Genomic DNA, 21,141 nt, shown 5'->3' with positions numbered 1-21,141 from the left:
AGCTCCGTCAGACGCCGACGCCGTGTGCGCGCAGGAAGGTGACGGGGTTGACCGCGGAACCGTAGTTCGGGGTCGTACGGATCTCGAAGTGCAGGTGCGGGCCGCTGGAGTTGCCGGTGTTGCCGGACAGAGCGATGTTCTGCCCCGCCTTCACGGCCTGGCCTATCCGCACGTTGATCTTCGACAGGTGCGCGTACTGCGAGTACGTGCCGTTGCCGTGCTTGATCACGATGGCGTTGCCGTACGCGGGACCGTCACCGGCACCGTTCGAACCGGCCTTGACGACGGTGCCGCTCGACGCAGCGGCCACCGGGGTGCCCGACGGCACCGCGAAGTCCTGGCCGGAGTGCTTGTGCGCCCACATGCCACCAGCCTGGGCGAAGCTCGCGGAGAGCGAGTAGTGCTTGACCGGGAGGACCCAGCCGCCGGCCTTCTTGGCCTGGGCGTCGGCCTGCGCGGCGACGGAAGCGGCGGTGGTCTTGGACAGCGCGGTGGCGGTCACGCCGGTGTCCGCAGCGGCCGCGACCCCGGCACCGAGCAACGCCGACGCTCCCAGGCTGACGGCGACGACGGCCGCACGGGTACGAAGCAGGGACGAGCCGGGAACGCGGGACGTAGCGAACTTAGACATTCAGGGACCTCCGGGCGTAAAGCGAACCCAACACGTAAAAGCCATGTGCCGGGCGGGACAACACATTGGTAACCCGTCCTCCCGCTTACGCCCAAAAGCCCCTTCTACTAGTCAAGATCGTAGGAAAACGTCACATTCAGGACCTCTTGACACGAGTCACGAACGCCTTCGAACCGCCTGAAACCAGGACACAAACCCCCATCCAGGGCGAGGTTTAGCCGCACGTGACAGCTGGCGCCCCGTACTGAAACATGGATCGCCCCACCTCTTCGCGCCGAGTCATCCGCACCCCAAGCCCACCCCCTACCGAGAATCCGGGCCCATCACGCCCCATTGACCACTATTCAACCTAGTACCGGACAAAATGCCTGTGCGTCATGTCACTGAAGGGCGAGATCGATGCCCGGGAAATGTGACCTGGGCTACTCGCTGAATGTGACCTGGACTACTCGGAAATACGATCCCGGCTACGCGGGAAATGTGACCGGGGCTACTCGCATTCGCCCGACCGACCCCGCGACGTCGGCGATCGCTGTCGGCGGTTGCGCCGTCTCGTCCTCATGACGCCGAGCAGGCGAGTAAGCGGAATACGCGGCCCGTCCGGCATTCCAGGGCGGGCCCCACCGAAGGGCCGATTCCCGGGCCACATGGGGCCGGCCCTCAGAGTCCCGGGCGGGGATCCCCACAGAAACCGGGGCGGAGCCCCACAGAGCCTCGGGCGGAGCCCCACAGAGCCTCGGGCGGAGCCCCACAGAGCCGAAAAAGGGGCTGGCCCCGGAACCGAAGTTCCGGGGCCAGCCCCTTTCTGGCGTTGCGTTCAGCTCGGCGCGAGCGACGCGTCACGCCTCCTTGCTGAGGTTCGGGCCCGAGCCGCCGCCCGCCGCCGACTCGATCGGCGGCACGTCCGGCAGGGCCGACTTCTCCTCGCCGCGGAAGGTGAAGGTGCGCGCGTCACCCTCGCCCTCCGTGTCCACGACCACGATGTGGCCGGGGCGGAGGTCGCCGAAGAGGATCTTCTCGGAGAGGATGTCCTCGATCTCCCGCTGGATCGTCCGGCGCAGCGGCCGGGCGCCCAGAACGGGGTCGTAGCCCTTCTTCGCGAGGAGCGACTTGGCGGTCGGGCTGAGCTCGATGCCCATGTCCCGGTCCTTCAGGCGCTCGTCCACCTTGGCGATCATGAGATCGACGATCTGGATGATGTCTTCCTCGGTGAGCTGGTGGAAGACCACCGTGTCGTCGACACGGTTCAGGAACTCCGGGCGGAAGTGCTGCTTCAGCTCGTCGTTGACCTTGGCCTTCATGCGCTCGTAGCCGGTCTTGACGTCACCCGTGGCGGCGAAGCCGAGGTTGAAGCCCTTGGAGATGTCCCGGGTGCCGAGGTTGGTCGTCATGATGATGACCGTGTTCTTGAAGTCCACGACCCGGCCCTGGGAGTCGGTCAGGCGACCGTCCTCCAGGATCTGCAGCAGGCTGTTGAAGATGTCCGGGTGGGCCTTCTCCACCTCGTCGAACAGGACGACGGAGAACGGCTTGCGGCGCACCTTCTCGGTCAGCTGGCCGCCCTCTTCGTAGCCCACGTAGCCGGGGGGCGAACCGAAGAGACGCGACACCGTGTGCTTCTCGCTGAACTCCGACATGTCGAGGGAGATCAGCGCGTCCTCGTCACCGAAGAGGAACTCGGCGAGGGTCTTCGACAGCTCCGTCTTACCGACACCCGAGGGGCCGGCGAAGATGAACGAGCCGCCGGGACGCTTCGGGTCCTTCAGACCCGCACGCGTACGCCGGATGGCCTGCGAGAGCGCCTTGATGGCGTCCTTCTGGCCGATGACCCGCTTGTGGAGCTCGTCCTCCATGCGCAGCAGACGCGAGGACTCCTCCTCGGTCAGCTTGAAGACCGGGATGCCGGTGGCGGTGGCGAGGACCTCGGCGATCAGCTCGCCGTCGACCTCGGCGACGACGTCCATGTCGCCGGCCTTCCACTCCTTCTCCCGCTTGGTCTTCGCCGCGAGGAGCTGCTTCTCCTTGTCGCGGAGAGAGGCCGCCTTCTCGAAGTCCTGGGAGTCGATCGCCGACTCCTTGTCCCGGCGCACGGCCGCGATCTTCTCGTCGAACTCGCGGAGGTCCGGCGGAGCGGTCATCCGGCGGATACGCATCCGGGAACCGGCCTCGTCGATCAGGTCGATCGCCTTGTCCGGCAGGAAGCGGTCCGAGATGTACCGGTCGGCCAGCGTGGCGGCCTGGACCAGGGCCTCGTCCGTGATGGAGACGCGGTGGTGCGCCTCGTAACGGTCGCGCAGGCCCTTGAGGATCTCGATGGTGTGCGGCAGCGACGGCTCCGCGACCTGGATGGGCTGGAAGCGGCGCTCGAGCGCGGCGTCCTTCTCCAGGTGCTTGCGGTACTCGTCGAGCGTGGTCGCACCGATCGTCTGGAGCTCACCGCGGGCCAGCATCGGCTTCAGGATCGAAGCGGCGTCGATGGCGCCCTCGGCGGCACCCGCACCGACCAGCGTGTGCAGCTCGTCGATGAACAGGATGATGTCGCCGCGCGTGCGGATCTCCTTGAGCACCTTCTTCAGGCGCTCCTCGAAGTCACCGCGGTACCGGGAGCCGGCGACCAGGGCGCCCAGGTCGAGGGTGTAGAGGTGCTTGTCCTTGAGGGTCTCGGGCACCTCGCCCTTGACGATGGCCTGCGCCAGGCCCTCGACGACGGCGGTCTTGCCGACGCCGGGCTCGCCGATGAGCACGGGGTTGTTCTTGGTACGGCGGGACAGCACCTGCATGACCCGCTCGATCTCCTTCTCGCGCCCGATGACCGGGTCGAGCTTGGACTCGCGGGCGGCCTGGGTGAGGTTCCGGCCGAACTGGTCGAGCACCAGGGACGTCGAGGGGGTGCCCTCGGCAGGACCGCCGGCAGCGGCGGTCTCCTTGCCCTGGTAGCCGGAGAGCAGCTGGATGACCTGCTGCCGCACCCGGTTGAGGTCTGCGCCCAGCTTGACGAGGACCTGGGCGGCGACGCCCTCGCCCTCGCGGATCAGGCCGAGCAGGATGTGCTCCGTGCCGATGTAGTTGTGGCCCAGCTGAAGGGCCTCGCGGAGCGACAGCTCCAGGACCTTCTTGGCACGAGGGGTGAAGGGGATGTGCCCGGACGGGGCCTGCTGGCCCTGGCCGATGATCTCCTCCACCTGCTGGCGGACCGCCTCGAGCGAAATCCCGAGGCTCTCCAGGGCCTTAGCGGCGACACCCTCACCCTCGTGGATCAGGCCCAGGAGGATGTGTTCGGTGCCGATGTAGTTGTGGTTGAGCATCCGGGCTTCTTCCTGAGCCAGGACGACAACCCGCCGCGCGCGGTCGGTGAACCTCTCGAACATCGTTAATCGCTCCTCAGAGCGGTCAGGCAGTAAGGGGACGCTCCCCTCCCTGTCCTTCCGCAGCTTAGTCCCGCAAGCGGGGACCGCTCATTCCAACTGCCGACACCCGTCCTTGGCCTCCCAACCCGGAACGCCGACAACTGCTCCAACCCGATGGTGCGAGACGATGTTCCCGCAGGCCAGGTAGTTACCCCCGCCGCCAGTACGCCGATGGCGAACGTGAGACGCCCCAACCTTGCGTGTCGCCCCTCCCCACTAGGGATGTCTTACCCGTAACGACTGACACTCCATGCGGCGTGCGCCGGTTCCCTCCGCTACGGGCGAACAACCTTGCGCGCCCGCATGCGTCCACACGCCCCCTTGACGAATACTCTGCGCATCGATCACACCACCTTGCGTAACCCGGAGCCTCTGCCGGGTGTTGCCCTTGCATGGTTCCTACGGTCCCCCCTCCGTCGCGCCCGGTCCACCCGAGCCGACCGGCCGATCCGGTACGGCGGTGGTACGAGCGCGAGCTCGGCTGGGAGACGGCCGACGGGACGCCGGTGCAGCTGCTGACGGGGCTGCTCTTCGACGTACTGGAACTGCCCGCCGACGCGGGGCACGCGGTTCTGGGGCGGCTCGCGCCGCGGTGCCCGGTGGCTGTGCAGGGGCCGGTGATGCGGCTGCTGGTGGCCGCGGGAAGCGCCGAGGAGCTGCCGGGGCTGCTCGACTGGCTGGAGTGGGGCGCTCTGGCCCGGGATCTCACCGCGATCGGGGCGGGCGGGCGGATCGATGCGCCGGCGCCTCCGGGGTGGACGGGCTCGCCGGGGGCCGCCGTATGGGTGCGGCCCCCCGAGCCAGGATGCGATGCGGAACCGGCGCTACCGGCCCTGGCCTCGCTGGGGGGCGGTGGGGGCGCCCCCGCTCTCGATCTCGTACGACTCGTGGACGCGGCGGCGACGGAGTGCCACCGGGCCCGGCTGCGGCGTCTGAGCGCTCAGGCGTTGGCCTTCTCGTAGGCCTCGCGGATGGTCGCGGGGACACGGCCGCGGTCGTTGACCTCGTAGCCGTTCTCCTTCGCCCAGGCGCGGATCTGCGCGGTGTCCTGGCTGCCGCCGGACGCTGCTGCGCGTGCCTTGCCGCGGGCCCCGGCGCCGCGGCCTCCGGTACGACGACCGCCCTTGACGAAGGGCTCCAGCAGTCCGCGGAGCTTGTCGGCATTGGCGGTGGTGAGGTCGATCTCGTACGTCTTGCCGTCCAGCGCGAACGTCACGGTCTCGTCCGCCTCGCCGCCGTCGAGGTCATCGACAAGAAGGACCTGAACCTTCTGTGCCACCGGATTTCCTTTCATCGAAACTTCAGGACCGGGGCCTGCGGCTTCAGCCGCTGATTCGCCGGCCCCTGTTATATGCAGTGCTGCAGTACGTCGGAAAGCAAACCGCTTTTCCTGGAAAAACACAAACCCCTGACAGAGACCAGGCTCCCCAAGGGCGCCTGGAAACGTACGCGTTTCGGACATAGGGCACCCAGGAACGGGGGTCCGGCTAGGAATAGCGCCTGATGATCACAGATGCAGAAGCATCCGACTGTTGCCCAAGGTGTTCGGTTTCACTCGTTCGAGACCGAGGAACTCCGCGACGCCCTCGTCATAGGAACGCAGCAGCTCGCTGTAGACATCTGTGTCGACCGGCGTCTCACCGATCTCGACGAAGCCGTGCTTCGCGAAGAACTCGACTTCGAAGGTGAGGCAGAAAACCCGGCGAACACCGAGCCAGCGGGCGGTCTGCAGCAGCTTCCCCAGCAACTGATGTCCGACCCCGGCGCCTCTGACCACAGGGTTCACCGCGAGTGTGCGGACTTCCGCGAGGTCTTCCCACATCACATGCAGGGCACCGCAGCCGACGAGCTCCGCGTTGTCGTCGCGTTCCGCGACCCAGAACTCCTGGATGTCCTCGTAAAGCGTCACAGTCGCTTTGTCGAGCAGGATCCGCTGACGGACGTACGAGTCGAGGAGACGGCGTACGGCCGGCACATCCGAGGTGCGCGCTCTGCGTACGGTGACGGCTTTAGCGCTGACTTCTGGTGACTCTCCTGGCATGAGCGGACGCTATCGCCCGGCCTCGCCCTCCGCTGAACCGGGGCTCTCCCGGGCTTCCACGATCTCGGGGCCTTGCACGATGCGGATGGCCGCGCGCAGCGCTTCGCGCTGTTCCGGCGACATCATGCCGAAGAAGGCGACGAGAGCGGCGGCCGCGTTGTCGCTCTGCGACCAGGCTTCGTTCATGAGTGCGGCGGCGTACGCGGCGCGAGTGGAGACCGCCTCATATCTATAGGCACGGCCTTCCGCCTCGCGGCGCACCCAGCCCTTCTGATGGAGATTGTCCAAAACGGTCATCACGGTGGTGTAGGCGATCGACCGCTCCTGCTGGAGATCTTCCAGGACTTCTCGAACGGTCACCGGGCGGTTCCACTTCCACACCCGCGTCATGACCGCGTCTTCGAGTTCTCCCAATGGGCGAGGCACACCAGAACAATAGTGGGAGAAGTCACCAATGGCGCGCCAAACGTGCCTTTTCGACAACAAAAAGGGCGTATGACTCGAAAAGCTACGAGTCATACGCCACTTCGGGTCTCGGGACGCGGTCGGTCACCGATGGGTCGGGCGGTGGGTCACGCGTCGCGGACCTGGTGAGTTTCAGGCGTCGCGGGGCTCACCGGCCGGGCGGGCCGCCTCGGCGCGCGCGATGGCGGCGTCGACGGCCGCGTCCTCCTTGGACTTGTTGGCACCGCCCTGGGACTTCACGATCGTCACCACCAGACCGGTGAAGAACACGGCCATCACGACCGGGGGCAAGAGCGCGGAGACGTATTCCATGCCCCCAGGGTAGCTATACGGCGGCCAGCTTCTGCGGTGGGGCGGTCGGTGGCGCGGGCTTGCGCTTGGGAGGGAACACCTCCGCCGGGGTCGGCACGGGCCGCTGCGGGGCCGGGCGCTCGACCGGCGGCTGCTTGGGCTTCGGCTTGGCCGGCTCCTTGGCGGCGAGGCCGCCGGGGAGAGCGAGCAGGCGGATGCGGGAGGTGGCGACCAGGGAGGGGCGCGGGGGCTGCGCCGCGGCGGCCGCCGGCCGGTCTGTCCGCCAGTCCGGTCGGCGATCCGCCTGCCGATCTTCGCCGGGTACGGCGCGTACGGCGGCGCCGACCTCTGTGGCCTCGGCTGCGGCCTGGTCAGTGCAGTCGGAACGGTCGACGTGGCCGGGGCAGCGGTCCAGGAGGGCTGCGGCGACGGGGTTACCGTTGGCGCCCAGCGCGCGGAGGGCCGCGGTGTCGTCCGGGCCCGGTTGGTAGCCGCTGCTCAGGGCCTCTTCCAGCAGCGCGAGATAGCCGATCGCGCTGCCCGGGAGCGCGGCCCGGTAACGAGCGAGGTCCGCCACCAGGAAGGCGCAGAGCCGGTCGCCCTCGCGGACCGCCTCGTCGACGGACTCGGCGAGGCGCAGGCAGGCCTGGACGTCCTCGGCGGACACGGAGCTGGGGTGAAGGGCGAGGGCGAGGGCACGTCGGAGCACACGCAGCTCCTCCGCGCCGAACGCCATACCACCGCGGGATCCGTAAGGCGTGGGCATGTGCCGACGATACGCGCTAATCAGACAAAAGCCAGCTATCACTCATTCTTGGGCGTGGCTTCGCTGGGGGCACCTCCCAGCGGTAGCTGGGGAGGGTGGGCACAACCCACGACGGCGGGTGCCGTGGAACCCCGGGCCCCCGGAAGGGTCACGTACGGGACACGTTCCGCTCGTACACGAGGCGGAGCCCGATCAGCGTCAGCCACGGCTCGTGTTCGTCGATGGACGAGGCCTCGCCGAGAACCATCGGCGCCAACCCCCCGGTCGCGATGACCGTGACATCGTCCGGATCGGAGGCCAGTTCGCGCGCCATACGGTTCACCACGCCGTCGACCTGGCCCGCGAACCCGTAGATGATGCCCGACTGCATCGCTTCGACCGTGTTCTTGCCGATGACGCTGCGCGGCCTGGCGATCTCGATCTTGCGGAGCTGCGCGCCGCGCACGCCGAGGGCCTCGACCGAGATCTCGATGCCGGGCGCGATGACGCCGCCGGTGTACTCCCCGCGCGCGGAGACCGCGTCGAACGTCGTCGCCGTGCCGAAGTCGACCACGATCGCCGGGCCCCCGTAGAGCTCGACCGCGGCGACCGCGTTGATGATGCGGTCCGCGCCGACCTCCTTGGGGTTGTCCATGAGGATCGGCACGCCGGTCTTGATGCCCGGCTCGACCAGTACGGCGGGGACGTCGCCGTAGTACCGGCGGGTGACCTCGCGCAGCTCGTGCAGGACCGACGGGACGGTCGAGCAGATCGCGATGCCGTCGATGCCGTCGCCCAGTTCCTCGCCGAGGAGCGGGTGCATGCCCATGAGGCCGTTGAGCAGGACGGCGAGCTCGTCGGCGGTGCGGCGGGCGTCGGTGGAGATCCGCCAGTGCTCGACGATGTCGTCGCCGTCGAAGAGGCCCAGCACGGTGTGGGTGTTGCCCACGTCGATGGTGAGAAGCATGTGCGTCTACTCCGCCTCCGCCGCGGCCGGGGCCTCCCGCAGGTCCAGGCCGATGTCGAGGATCGGCGAGGAGTGCGTGAGGCCGCCCACCGCCAGGTAGTCGACGCCCGTCTCGGCGTACGCGCGGGCGTTCTCCACGGTGAGGCGGCCGGAGGACTCGAGGAACGCACGGCCGTGCACGAGGGACACAGCCTCCTCGGTCTCGCCGGGCGTGAAGTTGTCGAGCAGGATCAGGTCGGCGCCCGCGTCCACGGCCTCGCGCAGCTGGTGCAGGGTGTCCACCTCGACCTCGACCGGCAGGCCGGGGAACTCCTCGCGCACAGCCTTGAAGGCCTGCGCAACGCCGCCCGCCGCGACCACGTGGTTGTCCTTGACCAGCGCGGCGTCGGACAGCGACATGCGGTGGTTGACGCCGCCGCCGCAGCGCACCGCGTACTTCTCCAGGGACCTGAGGCCGGGCGTGGTCTTGCGGGTGTCGCGCACCTTCGCCTTCGTACCCTCCAGAACGTCGGCCCACGCGCGCGTGGCCGTCGCGATGCCGGAGAGGCGGCACAGCAGGTTGAGCGCGCTGCGCTCGGCGGTCAGCAGGTCACGGGTGCGGGTCGTGATGCTGAGCAGCTTCTGGCCGGCGGCGACCCGGTCGCCGTCCTCCACGTGTCGCTCCACCTCGAACTCGTCGGTGCAGACGACGGAGATGACGGCCTCGGCGACGCGCAGACCGGCGACGGTGCCCGCCTCGCGGGCGGTGAAGTCGCCGGTCGCGACGGCGTCCTCGGGGATGGTCGCGACGGACGTGACGTCCACGCCGCCGGCGAGGTCCTCCGCGACGGCCATGTGCGCGATGTCCTCGATCTCGATCGGGTCGAGTCCGGCGTCGGCCAGGAGCTGGGCGAGCGCGGGGTCGAGACCGCACTCCATGGGGTCGTGCTCGTCCTCGCCGCCGCAGCCGCAGCCGTCGCCGCAGCCACCGCTCGGGAAGACGGGAAGGTCGGGGGTGCTCACGTCGGTCACTGCTCCTGGGGACGGGACTGGGGATGGGTGTGGGTCTGGGGAAGGCCGCCGGACGGGGCCGCGGAGCCCTCGGTCGACGGCGCTGGGGGCCAGCCGGCCCGCGTGGGCGGGAACGCAGCGCTCTCGGTCGTGTGCACGTCGAGCGACCGGTCCGGGTTCAGCCGTACGACGATGTGGCGGTCCCACACCTCGTCGTTGCGGTCGGCGTGGTCCTCGCGCCAGTGGCAGCCGCGGGTCTCCTCACGCTGCCGGGCTGCCGCGACGAGCACGCGGGCGACGCACAACAGGTTGGTGGCCTCCCAGGTGTCGACGCCGGGCTCGGCGGTCTTGCCGTTCTCGGCGAGGGCGTCCCTCGCGTCGGAGTGCAGCCGCTGCAGCTCCTCGGCGGCGCGCGCCAGGGACTCCGCGGAGCGCAGGACCCCGGCGCCCTCGCTCATGATCCGCTGGATCGCGAACCGGGCCTCGGGCGCGAGCAGCGGGTACGCGGGCGTCTCGGGATGGTCCACGGGGGACGGCACGCGCGCGTGGAGGTTGTCCTCCCGGGCCGCCGCGGCGATGTCGGCCGCAATGCGCTCCGCGTAGACCAGACCCTCGAGGAGGGAGTTCGAGGCGAGCCGGTTGGCGCCGTGGACGCCGGTGCAGGCGACCTCGCCGCACGCGTACAGGCCGGACACCGTGGTGCGGCCGTGGTCGTCGGTGCGGACGCCGCCGGAGGCGTAGTGGGCGGCAGGGGCGACCGGGACGGGCTCGGTGACGGGGTCGATGCCGTGGGCGCGGCACGCGGCGAGGATCGTCGGGAAGCGCTGCTCCCACATCTCGGCGCCGAAGTGGCGGGCGTCCAGGTACATGTGCTCGGCGCCGAGTTCCTGCATGCGGCGCATGATGCCCTTGGCGACGATGTCCCGGGGCGCGAGCTCCGCGAGTTCGTGCTGTCCGGCCATGAAGCGCACGCCGTCCGCGTCGACGAGGTGCGCGCCCTCGCCGCGTACCGCCTCGGAGACCAGCGGCTGCTGGCCCTCCGCGTCGGCGCCGAGGAACAGCACGGTGGGGTGGAACTGGACGAACTCGAGGTCGCTGGCCTCGGCTCCGGCGCGCAGCGCGAGCGCGACGCCGTCACCCGTCGACACGGACGGATTGGTGGTCGCGGAGAAGACCTGGCCCATGCCGCCGGTCGCGAGCACCACGGCGGACGCGTGCACCGCGCCGACGCCGTCGTGCTGGCCCTCGCCCATGACGTGCAGCGTGACACCGGCCGCGCGGCCATCGGCGTCCGTCAGCAGGTCCAGGACCAGCGCGTTCTCGACGGTGCGCACGCCACGCGCGCGTACCGCCTCGACGAGCGTCCGGGAGATCTCGGCGCCGGTCGCGTCGCCGCCCGCGTGTGCGATACGGCGGCGGTGGTGGCCGCCCTCGCGGGTGAGCTCGATGTCGCCGGTCACCGGGGACGTGTCGAAGTGGGCGCCGGTGTCGATCAGGCGGCGGACCGCGTCGGGGCCCTCGGTGACGAGGATGCGGACGGCGTCCTCGTCGCACAGACCCGCGCCCGCGACGAGCGTGTCCTCAAGGTGCTGCTCGGGGGTGTCCCCCTCGCCGAGAGCGGCCGCGATGCCGCCCTGCGCCCAGCGCGTGGAACCGTCGTCCAGCCGGGCCTTGGTGACCACGACGGTCTCCAGGCCCGCCGCCTCGCAGCGCAGCGCCGTGGTCAGTCCGGCGACGCCGGAGCCGACGACCACGACGTCGGCGGCCAGGGACCAGCCGGGGGCGGGCGCGTGCAGCCGTATCCCGGTGGCGTGGCCCGGCGGCGTCGCCGGCCCCGTGCCGGTGCCGCCCGGAGGCGCTATCGCGGGTCCTGTCCCGGTGGATGACGTTCCTGTGCCGGTCACGAGGCGGCTCCGAAGGTGAGGGTGATGTTGTCGATCAACCGGGTCGTGCCGACCTTCGCGGCGACCGCGAGGACCGCGTCGCCCGTGAAGCCGTCGGGGACCTCCGTGAAGTCGGACGGGTCGATCAGTGCCAGGTAGTCCAGGTGGAGCGGCGGGTCGAAACGGGACGCCTCGTCGAGGATCAGCTGGGCGGCGGCGCGGACGGCGGCGGGGCCGCCCGGCACGGCGGTCGCGACGGCGTGGGCGTCCGCGGCGGCGCGGGACTCGCCGAGCGCGCTGAGCGCCTCGGCACGCGCGTGCGTGGACGGTGCGAGGGCGGCACGCGCGCGGAGCGCCTCCTGCGCGGCATGCCGGTCCTGGCCCGCGAAGAGGGCCTTGGACAGGGCCAGCGCGGTACGCCGCTCGGCGGGCGACAGGTAGCGGTTGCGGCTGGACAGGGCGAGCCCGTCCTCCTCGCGGACGGTCGGCACGCCCACGATCTCCACGCCGAAGTTGAGGTCGCGCACCATGCGGCGGATCAGGGCGAGCTGCTGGGCGTCCTTCTGCCCGTAGAGCGCCATGTCCGGTGCGGTGAGGTGGAGCAGCTTGCCGACGACGGTCAGCATGCCGTCGAAGTGGCCGGGGCGCGACGCACCTTCCAGACGCTCGCCCATGGGGCCCGCGGAGATACGCACCTGGGGCTCGCCGCCCGGGTAGACCTCGTCCACGGACGGCGCGAACACCACGTCCGCGCCCGCCTGTTCGGCGACCTTCACGTCCGCATCCAGGGTGCGCGGATAGCGGTCGAGGTCCTCTCCGGCGCCGAACTGCAGCGGGTTCACGAAGACCGTGACGACGACCTCGCCGTCGCGGCCCGCCAGCTTCCGGGCCTCGCGGATCAGGGTCGCGTGCCCCTCGTGCAGGGCGCCCATGGTCATGACGACGGTGCGGCGGCCGGCACGCGCGCGTGCGCGCAGTTCCTTCGCGGTGTGCAGCAGCGTGGTCATCGCACCTCTCCGTCCGCGCCGTCGATGTCCGCCCCATTGGCAAGTACCCCGAGCAGGTCCTCGGCGAGCTCGGGCTTGAGCAGTCCGTGGGCGAGCGCGCGATCGGCGGTGGCCCGCGCCATGGCCAGATACCCGGCGACGGTGCCCGGCGCGTGCTTGCGCAGCTCGGCGACGTGCGCGGCGACCGTACCGGCGTCCCCACGCGCGACGGGGCCGGTGAGCGCCGCGTCACCGGAGCGCAGCGCGTTGTCCAGGGCGGCGCCGAGCAGCGGCCCGAGCATGCGGTCCGGGGCCCCGACGCCCGCGGCGCGCAGCAGCTCCATGGCCTCGGCGACCAGCGTGACCAGGTGGTTCGCACCGAGGGCGAGCGCCGCGTGGTACAGCGGGCGGGCCTCCTCCTCGATCCACTCCGGCTCCCCGCCCATCTCGATGACCAGCGCCTCGGCGGCCAGGCGCAGCTCCTCCGGCGCGGTCACGCCGAAGGAGCATCCGGCCAGCCGCTGCACGTCGACGGGCGTGCCGGTGAACGTCATCGCGGGGTGCAGGGCGAGGGGCAGCGCACCGGCGCGCAGCGCGGGGTCCAGCACCTTGGTGCCGTACCGCCCGGAGGTGTGCACGATCAGCTGGCCCGGCCGGACGGCGCCCGTCTCGGCGAGGCCTTCGACGAGGCCCGGCAGCGCGTCGTCGGGCACGGTCAGCAGGACCAGCTCGGCGCGCTCCAGGACCTCGGCCGGGGACACCAGCGGGACGCCGGGCAGCATCGCGTCGGCCCGGCGCCTCGATGCGTCGGAAACCCCGGAGACGGCGACCGGGCGGTGCCCGGCGAGCTGGAGGGACGCGGCCAGCGCGGGTCCGACCCGGCCTGCTCCCACGACCCCGACGGAGAGCCGCGCGGGGCGGTCCTTCGGATCGGGCGGTTGAGGTGTGTTCACTCGACGGCGGCCTTTCCGTTCCAGTCCGCTCGGGGTACCGGACGATTTCTCGTCATGCTAACGCGATCGGTTCGAGGGGTTCTTCCTGCGTCGCGCACCGGTCCTGCCGACCGGTTGTCCACAGGCTGTGTGCATCCCCATGGCCGTGCGACATGATCTGTGGATGAGCGATGAGAAAGAGCAGGAGCGCAAGCGGCGGCTCGCCGCGCTGCGGGGCGCCGAGCGGACTCTCGCCCGTACGGCGATGGAAGGCACCCTCCGGGAACAGCTCGATCAGCTGGTGGACGCGGCCCCTGCCGTATACGACCTCGACGAGGCGACCGACATCTACGGGAACGGCCTAGTCGAGGAGGTCGAGCGCCGCGTCGCCGCTCTGCTCGGCAAGGACGCCGGCGCGTTCTTCCCGACCGGGACGATGGCGCAGCAGGTGGCCCTGCGCTGCTGGGCGGGGCGTACGGGCAACCCTGTCGTCGCCCTGCACCCGCTCGCGCACCCGGTGCAGCACGAGCGCGGCGCCCTCGAGACGCTCAGCGGGCTGCGCACCGTCCACCCGACCAGCGAGCGGCGGCTGCCGAACGCCGACGAGGTGCGGGACTTCGATGAGCCCTTCGGGACGCTGATGCTCGAACTGCCGCTCAGGGAGGCCGGTTTCGTCCTGCCGTCGTGGGAGGAGCTGGAAGCCGTCGTCGAGGCGGCGCGGGAGCGGGACGCGGTCGTGCACTTCGACGGGGCGCGTCTTTGGGAGTGCCCCACCCACTTCGGCCGCCCTCTGGAGGAGATAGCCGGTCTCGCGGACAGCGTGTACGTGTCGCTCTACAAGTCGCTCGGCGGTCTCGGGGGTTCCGTGCTGGCCGGCCCCCGGTCGCTGATCGACGAGGCCAAGGCCTGGCGCCACCGCTACGGCGGCCAGCTCTTCCAGCAGTTCCCGACCGCCCTGTCCGTCCTCGTCGGACTGGAGCACGAGCTGCCGCGGCTGCCGGAGTACGTGACGCACGCGCGCGTGGTCGCCGCGGCGCTGCGCGAGGGGTTCGCGGATGCGGAGGTTCCGTGGGCGCGCGTCCACCCCGAGGTGCCGCACACGCACCAGTTCCAGGTCTGGCTGCCGTACGCCGCCGAAGCGCTGAACGACGCGCTGGTGCGGCAGGCCGAGGAGACGAAGACGGCGCTGTTCCGGATCTTCTGGCACGAGGGCGGTGTGCCCGGAATGTCGCTCACCGAGGTCACGGTGACGGCGTCCGGTCTCGAGTGGACGGCCGACGACGTCCGCGCGGCCGTCGCGGACTTCGTCGAGCGGCTGCCCGGCCCGGTCAGCGGCTAGGCGCCGCCGGCCTCGGTCGGGGGCGCCGCACATGCAGTCGGCGGGCCAGCGCGGCGCGGAACCGGCCGCGGGCCGGGCGCTCCGCGACGACGGCCCGGAAACGGCGGTAGTCCCGCAGCTCGCGCACGACCTGCCAGTCCTTGCTGCCGAGGGCGGGCGGGCCGGGCTCACCGCGCTGCCGGGCACGGTAGGTGTCGAGCAGGTACTGCTGGGTCAGACTCATGGCGGCTCGCCTCTCGGAACGGGAACGGAAGGGGAACTGGAGGGGGAACGGAACCGGGCCTTCGACGGTGCTCCGAGAGTGCGCGCGTCGGGCAGCCCCCGTCGCGTCGATTGACGGCGGCCGTCAATGGAAGGCCGCACTGTCAGCGGCGGGGTGCACCATGAGGCCATGAGCGTGAGCATCGACATCTCGGGCCTGCCCCCGGAGCGGATCGTCTTCGACCCGTCTCCGCTGGCCGAGCTGGGCGTGGCCCTGCACGCCCTGGCCGAGCCGGGACATCACCCGGGGCTGCACGGGTGGGCGACCGCCACCGCCGCCTCGCTCAAGCCGGACCTCGCCGACCGGCTGCACGATGCGGACTTCCTGTGGCGCAGTACGTTCTCCGACATCTTCATGCCGTTCGCGGGCGTGCCCGGCGGACCTGGTCGGCCGGGCGCGACGCTCGCCGAGGACCTGGACATCCTGGACCGGCTGGACGACGAGCGGTTCGTCCTGGCGGCCCTGGAGTTCACCTGCGGCGCCTCGTATCAGGAGGGTGGCCCGTCACCGCTCGTGGACGCCGGTCGCGCGGCCCGCTCGCTGGAGCTGGCGGCCACCCGGGGCCCCCGGCAGGTGGACTTCGCCGAGCGGCTGCTGAAGGACCCGCCGGCCGTGCGGGCCTGGATCCGGCGTCTGCTGGAGGACTGCGACGAGGCGTTCTTCGCCGACACCTGGCGGCGCGTCGGCATCCAACTGGCCGCCGACGCCCGGCACAAGACCGAGATCCTGCGCCACAAAGGCCTCTCCGGCGCGCTGGCCGCCGTGTCGCCCGCGCTCGGTCTGAGCGAGGACGCCCGCCGGATCGAGGTCGACAAGCTCACGCTGGGCAGGACGACGGCCGTGGACCCGGCGGTCGGCGCGGGGGTCACCTTCGTGCCGTCGCACTTCGGCTGGCCCCATCTGCTGGTGCTGCACGCCCCCGGCTGGCGGCCCGTCATCCACTACCCGGTCAACTCGCCCGAACTGCCCGGTCCCGCTTCGGTCGAGACCCTGAAGCTGCGTCTCGAAGCCCTCTCCCACCCCCTACGTCTGCGGCTGTGCCGCAACATCGCCCGCGCGCCGTACACGACGGGCGAGCTGGCCGTTGCGAACGGTCTGAGCGCGCCGGAGGTCTCCCGTCACCTGGCCGTGCTGAAGAAGGCCGGCCTGATCACCACCCGGCGCCGTGGCCGCTACGTCCTGTACCAGCTGGACGTGACCGTGGTGGCCCGGCTGGGCAGCGACTTCCTGGAGGGCATCCTCCGCTGACCCGTCGCCGCACCGAACGGACCGAGTCAGGCCCCTCCTCCGGCCCGGACAAGCCCCGTCTCGTACGCGAGGACGACCACCTGCACCCGGTCGCGCAGCCCGAGTTTGGTGAGGATGCGGCCGACGTGCGTCTTCACCGTCGCCTCCGACAGGACCAGCCGCGCCGCGATCTCGCCGTTCGACATACCCTGCGCGACCAGCACCATCACCTCGCGCTCGCGGTCCGTCAGCCGCTCCAGCTCCTTGTGCCGCGGCTCCTTGCCGGCGGTCGGCAGCATCGGGGCGAAGCGGTCGAGCAGCCGCCGGGTCGTGGACGGCGCGACGACGGCGTCGCCGCTGTGCACGGCGCGTATCGCGGACAGCAGCTCCCCGGGCGGCACGTCCTTGAGCATGAATCCGGAAGCGCCCGCCTTCAGCGCCGAGAAGGCGTACTCGTCGAGGTCGAAGGTGGTGAGGATCAACACCTTCGGCGCGCCCTCCCGCTGCCCGTCCGCACAGACACGGCGGGTGGTCTCCACGCCGTCCAGCTTCGGCATGCGTACGTCCATCAGCACCACGTCGACCGCGGTCGACCGCAGCACCTGAAGCGCCTCGACGCCGTCGCCCGCCTCCGCGACGACCTCCATGTCCGGCTGGGCGGCGAGCACCATACGGAATCCGGTGCGCAGCAGCACCTGGTCGTCGACGAGCATCACGCGGATCGGCGCCATGGGGTGAGTCCTTTCGTGGACCTCGAAGACGTGAGCAGAAGACGTGAGAGAGCGGACGTGAGACGAGAAACGGGTCAGCCGTGCCAGGTGGCGGGCTTGAGCGGCAGCAGGGCGCTGATACGGAAGCCTCCCCCGGGTCGCGGCCCGGCGTCCAGCGTGCCGCCGACCATGCCGATGCGTTCGCGCATGCCGATGAGGCCGTGCCCCTTCCCGTCGGCGCCCCCTTCCTCGAACAGCTCGTGCGGGGCGCCGTCGCCGTCGTCCTCGACGAGCAGCCCGAGGCCGTCGTCGAAGTAGACGAGCCGCACGCTCGCCCCGGCGTTCGGGCCGCCGTGCTTGCGCGTGTTGGTGAGGGCCTCCTGCACGATGCGGTACGCGGTGAGCTCCACACCGCTGGGCAGGGGCCGCGGGGTGCCCTCGACCTTGAAGTCGACGGGCAGGCCGGCGGTGCGCACCTGCTCGATGAGATCGTCGATCTGCTCGACATCGGGCTGCGGAACGTACTCCCCGCCCTCCTCGTGCTCCCCGGTCCGCAGCACGCCGAGCAGCCGCCGCATCTCCGCGAGCGCCTGGCGGCCGGTGCCGGAGATCGTCTCCAGAGCCTTCCTGGCCTGGTCAGGGGCGGTGTCCATGACATACGCGGCACCGTCCGCCTGGACCACCATGACCGACACGTTGTGCGCGACGACGTCGTGCAGTTCACGGGCGATACGGGCCCGTTCGGCGGCGACCGCGACCTTGGCCTGGGCCTCGCGTTCCCGCTCCAGGCGGGCGGCGCGCTCCTCGAGCTGGGCGAAATAGGCGCGACGGGTGCGGAAGGAGTCGCCGAGCACCCAGGCGAGCACGAACGGCACGGTCTGGAAGATCGTGACGAGCACCTGCCCGGCGGTGCTGACGTTCTCCTGCGGCCAGCGCAGCTGGGCCAGCGGCGCCGCGCACAGGCCGCCGGCCAGCGCCAGGCGGGACGCCCGGCGCTCGCCGGTCGCGGCCACGGTGTATATCGCCACCAGCATCGCGAAGTCGGCGGGCATCACCTCGACGCCGAGCACCAGCTGGGCCGCGCCCGCAACGGCGGCGACCAGCAGCATCTTCTCAGGGCTTCGGCGGCGCAGGGCGACGACGAGGCAGAGCAGCAGCGCGATCGGCACGGACGCGAGGAGCGGGTCCTCCTCCTGCGGAGAGCTCAGCGCGCTCACGAAATGCACGCAGGCGATCCCGAGGAGCACGACGGCCCAGAAGCCGTCGACCCATGTCGGGTGCCTGCGGAAGAAGTCGTAGACGCGCTGCACGTCACCCAGCGTAGGGAAGCGTGCAGTGTGCAGAAGTCAACCGGAGGTTCGATCCGCACAACGGCCGTGTACTCCCCAAGGTGGAGGTGGCCGTGACCCCTGCGCATAGCCTGACGCCGTGACGGATGCGCAGTACGAGGACGGGCGCGGCTGGCGGGATGCCACAGCCGATGCGCTGTACGGGCCGACCGGTTTCTATCGCGGGCCGGAGGGTCCCGCGGGTCATTTCCGCACGTCAGTGCATGCGTCGCCGCTGTTCGCCGAGGCGGTGGCAGGGCTGCTGTACCGGGTCGACGAGGCGCTGGGGCACCCCTCGGAGCTCGCCTTCGTCGACATGGGTGCGGGCCGCGGTGAGCTCGTGGCGGGGGTCCTCGCGGCGCTGCCCGCCGTTGTGGCGGCCCGCACGCGCGCGTACGCGGTCGAACTGGCCGTGCCCAGGCCGGCCGGGCTCGACCACCGGATCGAGTGGCTGGCCGAGCCGCCCGCGGATGTGACGGGGCTCCTGTTCGCCAACGAGTGGCTCGACAACGTTCCGCTGGACGTCGCCGAGACGGACACCGCCGGTGTGCCGCGGCTGGTCCTCGTACGCGAGGACGGCTCCGAGAAGCTCGGGGCCCCGGTCGGCGGCCGCGACGCGGAGTGGCTCGCGCGGTGGTGGCCGTTGCCGCCGGAACCCGGCCTGCGCGCCGAGATCGGTCGGCCCCGGGACGACGCCTGGGGCGCCGCCGTCGGCACGCTCGCCCGCGGGCTCGCCGTGGCCGTCGACTACGCACACGTCCGGGGCGCGCGGCCGCCCTTCGGCACGCTGACCGGTTTCCGCGAGGGCCGGGAGACGACGCCGGTGCCGGACGGCTCCTGCGACATCACGGCGCACGTCGCGCTGGACGCGTGCGCGTTGCCGGGTGCCCGGATCGTCACCCAGCGCGCGGCCCTGCGGGCGCTGGGCGTGACAGGGACGAGGCCGCCGCTGTCCCTGGCCTCGTCCGACCCGGCGGCGTACGTGCGCGCCCTCGCGGACGCGGGGGCGGCCGCCGAGCTCACGGCGCCCGGCGGGCTCGGCGACTTCGGCTGGCTCCTGCAGCCGGTCGACGTGCCGGCGGGCCTGCTCGACGTACCGGACTTCCCGGACTTCCCGGACTTCCCGGACTTCGACGAGTAGACCGACCCGAGTGGACCGACCTGGCAGGGGGCTACTTGTCGATGTCCCCGACGACGAAGAACATCGACCCCAGGATCGCCACCATGTCCGCGACCAGCGTGCCCGGCAGCAGCTCGGTGAGCGCCTGGATGTTGTTGTACGAGGCGGAGCGGAGCTTCAGCCGGTAAGGGGTCTTCTCGCCCTTGCTGACCAGGTAGTAGCCGTTGATCCCGAGTGGGTTCTCGGTCCAGGCGTACGTGTGCCCCTCGGGCGCCTTCAGGACCTTCGGGAGGCGCTGGTTGATCGGGCCGGGGGGCAGCTCGGCCATGCGGGCGAGGCAGGCGTCGGCGAGGTCGAGGGAGTTGTGCGTCTGCTCGAGGAGGCACTCGAAGCGGGCCAGGCAGTCGCCCTCCTCGCGGTGGACGACCTTCAGAGTGTCCTGGAGCTCGCCGTACGCGAGGTAGGGCTCGTCCCGGCGCAGGTCGAAGTCGACGCCGGACGCGCGGGCGACGGGGCCGCTCACGCCGTACGCATGGACCGTCTCCGGCGTGAGGACGCCGACGCCGCGGGTGCGGCCGCGGAAGATCTCGTTGCCGAGGACCAGCCGGTCGTACACGTCCATGCGGGAGCGGACGTCGGCGACCGCGTGCCGGGCACGGCCGAGCCAGCCGGCGGGCAGGTCCTCCTTCAGGCCGCCGACCCGGTTGAACATGTAGTGCATCCGGCCGCCGGAGATCTCCTCCATCACGGCCTGCAGCTCCTCGCGCTCCCGGAACGCGTAGAAGACGGGGGTGATACCGCCGAGTTCGAGGGGGTACGAGCCGAGGAACATCAGGTGGTTCAGGACGCGGTTCAGCTCTGCGAGCAGCGTGCGCATCCAGACCGCGCGCTCCGGGACCTCCATGCCGAGCATGCGCTCGACGGCGAGCACGACGCCGAGCTCGTTCGAGAACGCGGAGAGCCAGTCGTGGCGGTTGGCCAGCATCACGATCTGCCGGTAGTCACGCGCCTCGAACAGCTTCTCGGCACCGCGGTGCATATAGCCGATGACCGGCTCCGCATGCCGGATCCGCTCGCCGTCCAGGACTAGCCGCAGCCGCAGCACACCGTGTGTGGAGGGGTGCTGGGGGCCGATGTTGAGCACCATGTCGGTGCTCTCGGCGGCGCCGCCGATGCCGATCGTGGTCTCCGTCGTAGGAGTCATGGGAACAGTCTCTCGTACGTACGCTTGCTGTATGGAGACGGGGAGTGGGGCGGGGAGCGGGGCCGAGGCCGGGGCCGGGGGCGTGCAGGCCGCGGGGACGGGGATGGCCGGGTCGGAGCCCGAGTGGACGGGGCTGCCGCCGGGTCTGCTGCGGATGCGGCGGTTGCTGCTGGTGGTGTGGCTGGTGCCGATCACGGTGGCCGCAGGTCTGGTGCCGGGGCTGCTCGCCGGGCCCGGCTGGGCGGCCTTCGCGCTGCTGCCGTTCGCACTGCTGGTGTGGGCCTGGTCGATGCTCGGACGCAACTGGCGCTCGTGGCGGTACGCGGAGCGCGCGGACGACCTGCTCATCAGCCGGGGCGTGATGTGGCGCGAGGAAACGATCGTGCCGTACGGCAGGATGCAGCTGGTCGAGGTCACCTCCGGCCCGGTCGAACGCCGCTTCGGCCTCGCAAGCGTGCAGCTGCACACAGCCGCCGCGGCCTCCGATGCACGCATCCCCGGCCTCCTCCCGACGGAGGCCGAACGCCTCCGCGACCGCCTCACGGAACTCGGCGAAGCAAGATCGGCCGGGCTGTGAACGGCGAGGGGCCTTCGAGCGGTGGGGAGCCTTCGA

General features: G+C 71.0%; 21 protein-coding genes. 5 read left to right on the top strand and 16 right to left on the bottom strand.

The window, feature by feature from the left end; genetic code table 11:
- Positions 1-7: 7 nt before the first annotated feature.
- A complete protein-coding gene (locus tag ACWD4J_RS15975; RefSeq protein ID WP_451395959.1) occupies positions 8-631 on the bottom strand; it encodes a M23 family metallopeptidase in 624 nt (207 codons plus the stop codon).
- 839 nt (positions 632-1,470) lie between these two features.
- Positions 1,471-3,999 (bottom strand): ATP-dependent Clp protease ATP-binding subunit, encoded by a 2,529-nt coding sequence (locus tag ACWD4J_RS15970; protein ID WP_451395958.1) that lies wholly within the window; start codon positions 3,997-3,999, stop codon positions 1,471-1,473.
- Positions 4,000-4,430: 431 nt separating this feature from the next.
- Between ACWD4J_RS15970 and ACWD4J_RS15965 the strand changes: the two genes are divergently transcribed.
- Positions 4,431-5,000, top strand: a complete 570-nt coding sequence (locus ACWD4J_RS15965) for an SCO3374 family protein (protein ID WP_451395957.1) — start codon at positions 4,431-4,433, stop codon at positions 4,998-5,000.
- Here ACWD4J_RS15965 and ACWD4J_RS15960 read toward each other — a convergent pair.
- From ACWD4J_RS15960 to ACWD4J_RS15915, 10 genes are all read right to left on the bottom strand, one after another.
- Positions 4,979-5,317 (bottom strand): histone-like nucleoid-structuring protein Lsr2, encoded by a 339-nt coding sequence (locus ACWD4J_RS15960; protein ID WP_451395956.1) that lies wholly within the window; start codon positions 5,315-5,317, stop codon positions 4,979-4,981. The two genes, ACWD4J_RS15965 and ACWD4J_RS15960, sit on opposite strands and share 22 nt — an antisense overlap.
- A gap of 228 nt (positions 5,318-5,545) precedes the next feature.
- Positions 5,546-6,079: an amino-acid N-acetyltransferase gene (locus ACWD4J_RS15955; protein ID WP_451395955.1), complete on the bottom strand. Its 534-nt coding sequence runs from the start codon at positions 6,077-6,079 to the stop codon at positions 5,546-5,548.
- Between the two features lie 9 nt (positions 6,080-6,088).
- The gene (locus tag ACWD4J_RS15950) at positions 6,089-6,505 is read right to left on the bottom strand and encodes a BlaI/MecI/CopY family transcriptional regulator (RefSeq protein ID WP_451395954.1); all 417 of its coding nucleotides are present in this window, start codon (positions 6,503-6,505) and stop codon (positions 6,089-6,091) included.
- Positions 6,506-6,676: 171 nt separating this feature from the next.
- On the bottom strand, positions 6,677-6,856 hold the full coding sequence (locus ACWD4J_RS15945) for a hypothetical protein (protein WP_451395953.1): 180 nt from the start codon (positions 6,854-6,856) through the stop codon (positions 6,677-6,679).
- A gap of 13 nt (positions 6,857-6,869) precedes the next feature.
- Complete coding sequence (locus ACWD4J_RS15940; RefSeq protein WP_451395952.1) at positions 6,870-7,601, bottom strand: hypothetical protein; 732 nt, start codon at positions 7,599-7,601, stop codon at positions 6,870-6,872.
- A gap of 148 nt (positions 7,602-7,749) precedes the next feature.
- Entirely contained in the window at positions 7,750-8,547 is a 798-nt protein-coding gene (locus tag ACWD4J_RS15935; RefSeq protein WP_451395951.1) for a type III pantothenate kinase, read from the bottom strand.
- 6 nt (positions 8,548-8,553) lie between these two features.
- Positions 8,554-9,549: a carboxylating nicotinate-nucleotide diphosphorylase gene (gene nadC, locus ACWD4J_RS15930; RefSeq protein WP_451395950.1), complete on the bottom strand. Its 996-nt coding sequence runs from the start codon at positions 9,547-9,549 to the stop codon at positions 8,554-8,556.
- Between the two features lie 5 nt (positions 9,550-9,554).
- The gene (locus ACWD4J_RS15925) at positions 9,555-11,399 is read right to left on the bottom strand and encodes an L-aspartate oxidase (protein ID WP_451395992.1); all 1,845 of its coding nucleotides are present in this window, start codon (positions 11,397-11,399) and stop codon (positions 9,555-9,557) included.
- Positions 11,400-11,437: 38 nt separating this feature from the next.
- On the bottom strand, positions 11,438-12,427 hold the full coding sequence (panC, locus tag ACWD4J_RS15920; protein WP_451395949.1) for a pantoate--beta-alanine ligase: 990 nt from the start codon (positions 12,425-12,427) through the stop codon (positions 11,438-11,440).
- Positions 12,424-13,359 carry a Rossmann-like and DUF2520 domain-containing protein gene (locus ACWD4J_RS15915; RefSeq protein WP_451395948.1) on the bottom strand — a complete coding sequence of 312 codons (936 nt, stop codon included), beginning with the start codon at positions 13,357-13,359 and terminating at the stop codon, positions 12,424-12,426. Before ACWD4J_RS15915 ends, panC begins: the two co-directional genes overlap by 4 nt.
- Before the next feature lie 163 nt (positions 13,360-13,522).
- Here ACWD4J_RS15915 and ACWD4J_RS15910 point away from each other — a divergent pair, with 163 nt between their 5' ends.
- The gene (locus tag ACWD4J_RS15910; protein ID WP_451395947.1) at positions 13,523-14,677 is read left to right on the top strand and encodes a threonine aldolase family protein; all 1,155 of its coding nucleotides are present in this window, start codon (positions 13,523-13,525) and stop codon (positions 14,675-14,677) included.
- Here ACWD4J_RS15910 and ACWD4J_RS15905 read toward each other — a convergent pair.
- Positions 14,667-14,900: a hypothetical protein gene (locus ACWD4J_RS15905; RefSeq protein WP_451395946.1), complete on the bottom strand. Its 234-nt coding sequence runs from the start codon at positions 14,898-14,900 to the stop codon at positions 14,667-14,669. The genes ACWD4J_RS15910 and ACWD4J_RS15905 overlap by 11 nt on opposite strands.
- Before the next feature lie 174 nt (positions 14,901-15,074).
- Between ACWD4J_RS15905 and ACWD4J_RS15900 the strand changes: the two genes are divergently transcribed.
- Positions 15,075-16,187 carry a DUF5937 family protein gene (locus ACWD4J_RS15900; RefSeq protein ID WP_451395991.1) on the top strand — a complete coding sequence of 371 codons (1,113 nt, stop codon included), beginning with the start codon at positions 15,075-15,077 and terminating at the stop codon, positions 16,185-16,187.
- Positions 16,188-16,213: 26 nt separating this feature from the next.
- On the opposite strand, the gene ACWD4J_RS15895 is transcribed toward ACWD4J_RS15900, so the two are convergent.
- On the bottom strand, positions 16,214-16,897 hold the full coding sequence (locus ACWD4J_RS15895; RefSeq protein WP_451395945.1) for a response regulator: 684 nt from the start codon (positions 16,895-16,897) through the stop codon (positions 16,214-16,216).
- Between the two features lie 74 nt (positions 16,898-16,971).
- Positions 16,972-18,186, bottom strand: coding sequence for a sensor histidine kinase (locus ACWD4J_RS15890; protein WP_451395944.1), 1,215 nt, complete (start codon positions 18,184-18,186; stop codon positions 16,972-16,974).
- A gap of 118 nt (positions 18,187-18,304) precedes the next feature.
- Between ACWD4J_RS15890 and ACWD4J_RS15885 the strand changes: the two genes are divergently transcribed.
- The gene (locus tag ACWD4J_RS15885) at positions 18,305-19,345 is read left to right on the top strand and encodes an SAM-dependent methyltransferase (protein WP_451395943.1); all 1,041 of its coding nucleotides are present in this window, start codon (positions 18,305-18,307) and stop codon (positions 19,343-19,345) included.
- Positions 19,346-19,376: 31 nt separating this feature from the next.
- Here the strand turns inward: ACWD4J_RS15885 and ACWD4J_RS15880 are convergent, their stop codons facing one another.
- Positions 19,377-20,528, bottom strand: a complete 1,152-nt coding sequence (locus tag ACWD4J_RS15880; protein WP_451395942.1) for an NADH-quinone oxidoreductase subunit D — start codon at positions 20,526-20,528, stop codon at positions 19,377-19,379.
- Positions 20,529-20,559: 31 nt separating this feature from the next.
- Between ACWD4J_RS15880 and ACWD4J_RS15875 the strand changes: the two genes are divergently transcribed.
- Positions 20,560-21,105 carry a PH domain-containing protein gene (locus ACWD4J_RS15875; RefSeq protein WP_451395941.1) on the top strand — a complete coding sequence of 182 codons (546 nt, stop codon included), beginning with the start codon at positions 20,560-20,562 and terminating at the stop codon, positions 21,103-21,105.
- Positions 21,106-21,141 lie beyond the last annotated feature (36 nt).

Source organism: Streptomyces sp. NPDC002577 (genome assembly GCF_053594815.1).
Note: the sequence above shows the minus strand (reverse complement) of the source record. Positions and strands in the feature narration are given on the sequence as shown.

Bases quoted from the DNA above. Each gene is read 5' to 3' on its own strand.
- ACWD4J_RS15975 (WP_451395959.1), bottom strand. From the start codon at position 631: ATGTCTAAGTTCGCTACGTCCCGCGTTCCCGGCTCGTCCCTGCTTCGT.
- ACWD4J_RS15970 (WP_451395958.1), bottom strand. From the start codon at position 3,999: ATGTTCGAGAGGTTCACCGACCGCGCGCGGCGGGTTGTCGTCCTGGCT.
- ACWD4J_RS15965 (WP_451395957.1), top strand. From the start codon at position 4,431: ATGGTTCCTACGGTCCCCCCTCCGTCGCGCCCGGTCCACCCGAGCCGA.
- ACWD4J_RS15955 (WP_451395955.1), bottom strand. From the start codon at position 6,079: ATGCCAGGAGAGTCACCAGAAGTCAGCGCTAAAGCCGTCACCGTACGC.
- ACWD4J_RS15945 (WP_451395953.1), bottom strand. From the start codon at position 6,856: ATGGAATACGTCTCCGCGCTCTTGCCCCCGGTCGTGATGGCCGTGTTC.
- ACWD4J_RS15940 (WP_451395952.1), bottom strand. From the start codon at position 7,601: ATGCCCACGCCTTACGGATCCCGCGGTGGTATGGCGTTCGGCGCGGAG.
- ACWD4J_RS15935 (WP_451395951.1), bottom strand. From the start codon at position 8,547: ATGCTTCTCACCATCGACGTGGGCAACACCCACACCGTGCTGGGCCTC.
- panC (WP_451395949.1), bottom strand. From the start codon at position 12,427: ATGACCACGCTGCTGCACACCGCGAAGGAACTGCGCGCACGCGCGCGT.
- ACWD4J_RS15910 (WP_451395947.1), top strand. From the start codon at position 13,523: ATGAGCGATGAGAAAGAGCAGGAGCGCAAGCGGCGGCTCGCCGCGCTG.
- ACWD4J_RS15905 (WP_451395946.1), bottom strand. From the start codon at position 14,900: ATGAGTCTGACCCAGCAGTACCTGCTCGACACCTACCGTGCCCGGCAG.
- ACWD4J_RS15895 (WP_451395945.1), bottom strand. From the start codon at position 16,897: ATGGCGCCGATCCGCGTGATGCTCGTCGACGACCAGGTGCTGCTGCGC.
- ACWD4J_RS15880 (WP_451395942.1), bottom strand. From the start codon at position 20,528: ATGACTCCTACGACGGAGACCACGATCGGCATCGGCGGCGCCGCCGAG.
- ACWD4J_RS15875 (WP_451395941.1), top strand. From the start codon at position 20,560: ATGGAGACGGGGAGTGGGGCGGGGAGCGGGGCCGAGGCCGGGGCCGGG.